The following is a 6448-nucleotide window of genomic DNA, read 5'->3' on the forward strand; positions in this document are numbered from 1 at the left end:
GTCCAGGGGTCTGCCCGTTCCTCATTCTGGATCGACACCAGGGCCACAGCACCATTTGTTCCTTACAACTATCCCGGTGAATCATTGGGGGGGACACAAAATGCATTGATCAAAGCCTATGCAGACGATCATTGGTCTGAAGACAACCAGAACCTCTATGCGCTTTGGCCCCGGTTGAGCGACAGTCAGAACAATAACAACGTACAGACAAATACCTGGTTTATGCGCAACGGTTCATTTTTACGGTTGAAATCCGCTGAAGTAGGTTATTCAATCCCAAAAAAAATAATCAACAGGGTTAAGCTAAGCAATGCACGCTTTTATGTGAGCGGAACTAACTTATTGATTCTTAGTGGTTTTAAGTTATGGGACATTGAAATGGGTGGCAACGGCTTAGGTTACCCGGTACAGAGAGTTTATAATGTGGGTATACAAATAGGATTTTAATTATGAAAAAGACAAGCATATTTTTGGCAGCAGTTATCTTAACCTTGATAATCTCCTGCAAAAAAGATTATCTGGATATCGTTCCGGATAATATCGCAACAATAGAAAACGCATTCACCAATCGGAATGAAGCTGAAAAATACCTGTTTACCTGTTACTCTTACCTGCCCCAGGAAAGCAATGTCAGTCAGAATCCGGCAATGCTGGCCAGTGATGAGTTCTGGACTTATTGGCCTATTACTTCGCTAAGCCGGCTCCCGTCTTACCCTCAGCAGATCGCCAGGGGCAATCAGTCCCTTACATCGCCTTTGCTCAATTACTGGGACGGTGAGCAGGATGGTAAAGCCATCTACAAAGCATTGCGTGACTGCAATATTTTCCTTGATAATGTAGACAAAGTGCCAGACCTGGATCCATCACAAAAAAATATATGGACAGGCGAGGTGCAGTTTTTGAAAGCTTACTATCATTTTTATTTGCTCAGGATGTATGGGCCGATTCCAATCATCGATAAAAACCTGCCCATTACCGCAACAACCGAGGAGGTAAGGATAAAACGTGAGCCGGTTGATAAGGTATTTGACTATATCGCAGGATTAATGGATACCGCTGCTGCCAAGTTGCCCATTACCATTCAAAACCGCTCTTCTGAACTAGGTCACATTACCCGCCCGATTGCCATATCCATAAAAGCAAGGGTATTAACATTGGCCGCAAGTCCGCAGTTTAATGGAAATTCGGATTATAACGGATTAAAGAACGCTGATGGGACAGCGCTGGTAAACTCAACTTATAGTGTCGCGAAATGGAAAAAAGCTGCGGATGCCTGTAAACAGGCCATTGATCTTTGTGAGCTTGCAGGGATCCGTTTGTATAAATTCAATTCTGCATTAACCAGCATATCCGATAAGCTCAAGAAGGAGATGGATATTAGAAACAGTGTCTGTGAGCCTTGGAACCAGGAATTGATCTGGGGTTTTACAAATGGAACAGGATCGGGGATACAGCTTCAGTCGATACCAAGGCTCGATGCTGCTAGATCGGGCAATGAGAGTTTATTGGGACAACTGGCGCCGACAATACGCATGGCCGAACTGTTTTATACCAAAAACGGAGTGCCTATTGCGGAGGATAAAAATTGGAACTTTTCTGACAGATACAGTCTAAAAACTGCCTCTTCTTTAAATGGGGATTATCTGCAGGATGGCTACACCACCTCTGCACTACATTTCGACAGAGAACCCCGGTTTTACGCAGATTTGGCCTTCGACGGCTCTTTATGGTATATGCAGAATAAAACCTGGCCGGTACAGGCTAAATCAGGGCAGGGGCAATCAAGGCGTGCAGCATTTGGCTATTCAATTACAGGATACTTTACCAAAAAGCTCGTCAACTGGAAGTTTGTGATACAGGATGGTCTGAGTTATACCCAGGAAGAATATCCTTGGCCTTTGATGCGTTTAGCCGATCTGTATCTGTTGTATGCCGAAGCATTGAACGAGGCAAACGGCCCTTCGGAACCGGTTTATCAATACCTCAATCTGGTTAGGGAAAGAGCAGGTCTGCAAACCGTTCAGCTATCCTGGGATACTTATTCCAATAACCCTGGCAAATATAAAGATCAGGCAGGGCTAAGACAGATAATCCATCAGGAACGTGGAATTGAAATGGCATTCGAAGGGAGTAGGTTCTGGGATCTAAGACGGTGGAAAGAAGCTTCAGCAACGCTCAATACTCCAGTTTATGGATGGGACATTGAGCAGACCGATGCTACTGGGTATTATAGGCCAAAACTGCTCTTCAACCAGAAGTTTGTAGCGCCCCGTGATTATTTGTGGCCAATAAAAGAATACAATACGATTGTCAACCCCAATCTGGTTCAAAACCCTGGTTGGTAATTAATTATAGGATAATTTAATAATTGAATGTGATGAAAAATAATAAATGGTATGTATTGGCCACACTTTTTTGTGTGATGATACTTGGCTGCAAAGAAGATATACTGGCACCTTTGGAAAAAGATACAGTAGCACCGCCTCCGATTTCAAATCCCGTTTCGGAACGCATGGCAGGCGCAGTTAAGGTTTCCTATAATCTGCCCTCAGATGCAGACCTGATGTATGTGGTGGCAGAATATACAAATAAATACGGTAAGGTAATCAGCGTTAAAGCATCTTCTTACATCAATGCCTTAACTGTTGATGGTTTCGCCGATACTGCATCTTACAGTCTTAACCTTTATGCCGTAGACAAATCCGAAAACAGGTCGGCACCGGTAACCATTAAAGTAAAAGCGCTTGAGCCGCCCATCTTCGCCGTTCGCAGAAGCCTGGCTTTGGTTACCGATTTTGGTGGCATCAATATAAGCTTTGCCAATCCCACGGAGGCCAATATTGCAGTAGTGGTAACTTATAAAGATTCTTTAGGCAATTTTGCAACAAGAGAAACCATCTATACCAAATCTAAAAACGGTCTTTTCTCCTCGAGGGGCTTTCCCTCTAAAGAAACAGTTTTCGGGGTTTATATCAGAGACAGATGGGACAACCGCACCGATACGGCAAAAGCAACCCTAACGCCGATTTTTGAAAAACAGCTCGACAAAAGCAAATTTAAGGTGCTTACCCTGCCTACAGACGCTCCGGTTGGCTGGAGCCTGCCTATCAGTAACCTATGGAACAATGTAATATCGGCAGAGGGAAATATGTGGCATACCACAGATGTCGGTATGCCATGCCAGGTTACTTTCGATCTTGGTGTGACCGCGAAGATAAGCCGTTTTACGCTTTGGCAAAGACAGGGTATATGGATTTATAACCATGGAAATCCCAAAAGATATGAAATTTGGGGTTCGACCAATCCGGCCAGCGATGGCAGTTATACCAATTGGACCAAATTGGCATCATGTGTTTCTATTAAGCCTTCTGCTCAGCCGATCGGTTCCAACTCCAATGAGGATGTAGCTGCTGCTGCACGCGGTGAAGAGACCAATGTTCCTTTGGATGCACCCCCTGTAAGATATATCCGAATTAAGGTATTGGAAACTTGGATAGGACCAGGGGGACAGGCAGCTCACGTTTCAGAGATGACTTTTTATGGAAACGACAAATGATCTTTATTAAATTATATAGTATGAAACATATTATTGCTTATTCAGTTATTGCAGTTGCCTTATTAATGGTTTCTTGCAGCAAAATGGATGATTACAAAAAATTCACCGATGGCAAAGTTATTGTCTACCCAGGTAAAGCCGATTCATTAAGGATCCAGCCGGGACGCAACAGGGCATTGGTCAGGTTCCTGCTTATCTCCGATCCAAATATCGTAAAAGCGACTATATACTGGAACAACAAGGCAAATCATCAGGATGTTTCCATCACCAGGGGAAAAGGAATAGATACCATAAAAGCAATGGTGTCGCCACTTCCGGAAGGCAATTATTCATTTGAGGTGTTAACCTACGATAAAGGCGGAAATAAATCCGTCGCAGCCTTGAAGCAAGGTGCCGCTTATGGCGATGTTTTTGAGAAATCGTTGTTGAACCGTATATTGGAAAATATTGTTTATCAGCCATCCAATGGAACAACATATCTCAACTGGCGCGCTTCAGATGCAGGATCGATAGGTGCAGAAGTTACCTATACCAACATAAACGGAAAAGTAACGATTAAAAGGATAGCCAAAGACGCAATACAGACGACCTTGACCGATCAAAATCCTAGTACAGATATCCAGTACCGGACTCTTTTTTTACCAGATTCCTTGGCCATTGATACATTTTATAGCGCTTCTGCATCCCGGAAAATAACAGAGTTTTATTTAAAAAACCCGGGAGCACCATTTCTTCAAAGTAAAAGAGATGGAAGGTGGGGCTTAGTTGCAGATTGGACTACTAATGCCGCCGCTAGAAACATGTCCAATGGCGCCGTAGGTGGGTGGGATTCATATAATGGGGGTGGTTTTATTGCTTTTGAGTATTGGGGTACACCCCAAATTACAAATGGAAAAATCTATCAAACTATTACACTCCCACCAGGGAAATATCGCTATGTGGTAACAGTGTCTGAAATTGCCAATCCACTAGAGGCTACTTACGCCGCTGTAAACCTGGGCCAAACACTGCCCGATGTGCCCGACATTTCACAGGCCATGGGAAGTTTTAAATTTTTGGATAATTCGCAGAATGGAAAAGATTTTGCCGTTCCTTTCTCATTGACACAGACCCAGGAGATTACATTAGGATTTGTTTCTACCATGGTAGTCAAAAATCAGAGCAGTGTAAGGTTCAGTAAAGTGCGGTTATATAAGGACTGATTAGCTCGGAAACAATACATCCGATATCAAGCAACATCCTTTACTGTAATAAATAGAAATCCAAGCCATGTTAATGGTTTGGATTYCTGCTTTGCGGGGTAGCCTGTTAGGCACAATCATTACTTTTTTCCAATACTCAATTATTTATAAATCAGTTTGTTAATGTGGTTGTTTTGTAAGTATTTGTAAATCAAAAGGGTATATTGGTAATTGTGTTCCGGTCTAATGGAGTCTGCATAACTAAGCACGTTAAATACTTTCAGCGTTTTGCGATCCTTTAGAAGTCATTAACCTGCGCTTGTTAATTGATCTCGTTTATTGGCAGTTTGAGGATTCTGCTGATTTATAGCGTTTAAAACCAAATAACTGTCCATACCATCATCAGCCTAGTCCCATAAAAATAGAGGGGCAAATCAACTTGTTTGTTTTTTGGGAAAAATTATCAGCCGTGGTTTAATGCGAAAAGTCGGAAAAATATAAAAAGATGTCTGATTACAATAAACCCCACCACTGTTGCGCCTTTTATATTTGAACTATATTCTTTGTCCGATCTGAAGAATGTACAACCAAATATTTGAAGCATGATAAAAGTGTCGACTATAAGTAAGGAAGGTTTTTTCTGGCCTGAAAGATCTCGATATTCTTCTCCTCTATAAAATATTCATGTTGTAGGAAAACTGCCAGTAAATCATGATATGCCTATGAAAAGAAAACGAACTTAATCTTAAGCTATTTGACCAGCCTTTTTATAATGGCTGATATCATTTGTTTAGCCCACAACAAGCAGGTAATTGAAAAACATCCTTGCCTGATTTTCAATAATAACAACCAACTGACCAAATATGGAAATGATTCCAAAGTCGCCAGAAAAATGGCGCAGATTGTTAACACTGTTAACTTTCAGTTCAATACTTTCAGCCACTCCTTTTGCCAAAGGGGTAGCAAGCACAAACACAAGTCTTTATAACAATTTAAATATTAATATTGCTAACGATGCGCCAAATGTTGCCAATCCTAAACAAACAAAAACTGAAGTTACAGTAACGGGTAAAGTTACCGATCTTACTGGCAAAGCAATACCAGGAGTGGTAGTAAAGCATAAAGAATCCGGAAAAGCAACGCAGACGGATTCACAGGGAAATTATTCGCTAAGCACCCCCGACGGGAAAGGAACGCTGGTATTTAGCTTCATAGGCTTCACAAGTAAAGAAATTGTTATAGGGCAACAGACACGGATCGATGTTCAATTGGCAGATGACAATAAAAAACTTGATGAGGTTGTTATTGTCGGTTATGGCACACAGAAGAAAGTAAACCTGACCGGTTCGGTTAGCACTGTTTCCTCGAAAGATCTTGATAATAGACCCATTACCCAGGCATCACAGGCTTTATCGGGTTTGTCACCTGGGGTTCAGGTACAACAGGGTGGAGGCCGCCCGGGCAGTGACGGGGCAAGGGTAATCATTAGAGGTGTAGGGACGTTCAATGCAGGCAGTAGCCCTCTAATATTGATTGATGGAATTGCAGGGTCACTGGATGATGTGGCGCCGGACAATATTGCCAGTATGACCGTACTGAAAGATGCGGCCTCAGCAGCAATTTATGGTAACAGGGCAGCTAATGGCGTTATATTGGTCACAACAAAACGTGGACAAAAGGGGAAAACCGTTATCAGTTATAACAACTATTT

Annotated in this window: 4 protein-coding genes and 1 pseudogene; all 5 read left to right on the forward strand. The window is 42.3% G+C overall.

Features of this window, described 5'->3' with window-relative positions:
- A pseudogene (locus AC1DPQ_RS14085) lies at positions 1-447 on the forward strand (SusC/RagA family TonB-linked outer membrane protein); the annotation flags it as partial.
- Between the two features lie 2 nt (positions 448-449).
- A complete protein-coding gene (locus AC1DPQ_RS14090; RefSeq protein ID WP_057935173.1) occupies positions 450-2345 on the forward strand; it encodes a RagB/SusD family nutrient uptake outer membrane protein in 1896 nt (631 codons plus the stop codon).
- Between the two features lie 32 nt (positions 2346-2377).
- Positions 2378-3556 carry a DUF5000 domain-containing lipoprotein gene (locus AC1DPQ_RS14095; RefSeq protein ID WP_477609834.1) on the forward strand — a complete coding sequence of 393 codons (1179 nt, stop codon included), beginning with the start codon at positions 2378-2380 and terminating at the stop codon, positions 3554-3556.
- A gap of 20 nt (positions 3557-3576) precedes the next feature.
- Complete coding sequence (locus AC1DPQ_RS14100; protein WP_167346251.1) at positions 3577-4758, forward strand: DUF4998 domain-containing protein; 1182 nt, start codon at positions 3577-3579, stop codon at positions 4756-4758.
- An 842-nt stretch (positions 4759-5600) separates the two neighbouring features.
- The coding region (locus AC1DPQ_RS14105; RefSeq protein ID WP_477609836.1) for a TonB-dependent receptor plug domain-containing protein at positions 5601-6448 on the forward strand (848 nt) is incomplete at its 3' end.

The sequence above is a fragment of the Pedobacter sp. 01T416_2 genome (genome assembly GCF_056398925.1).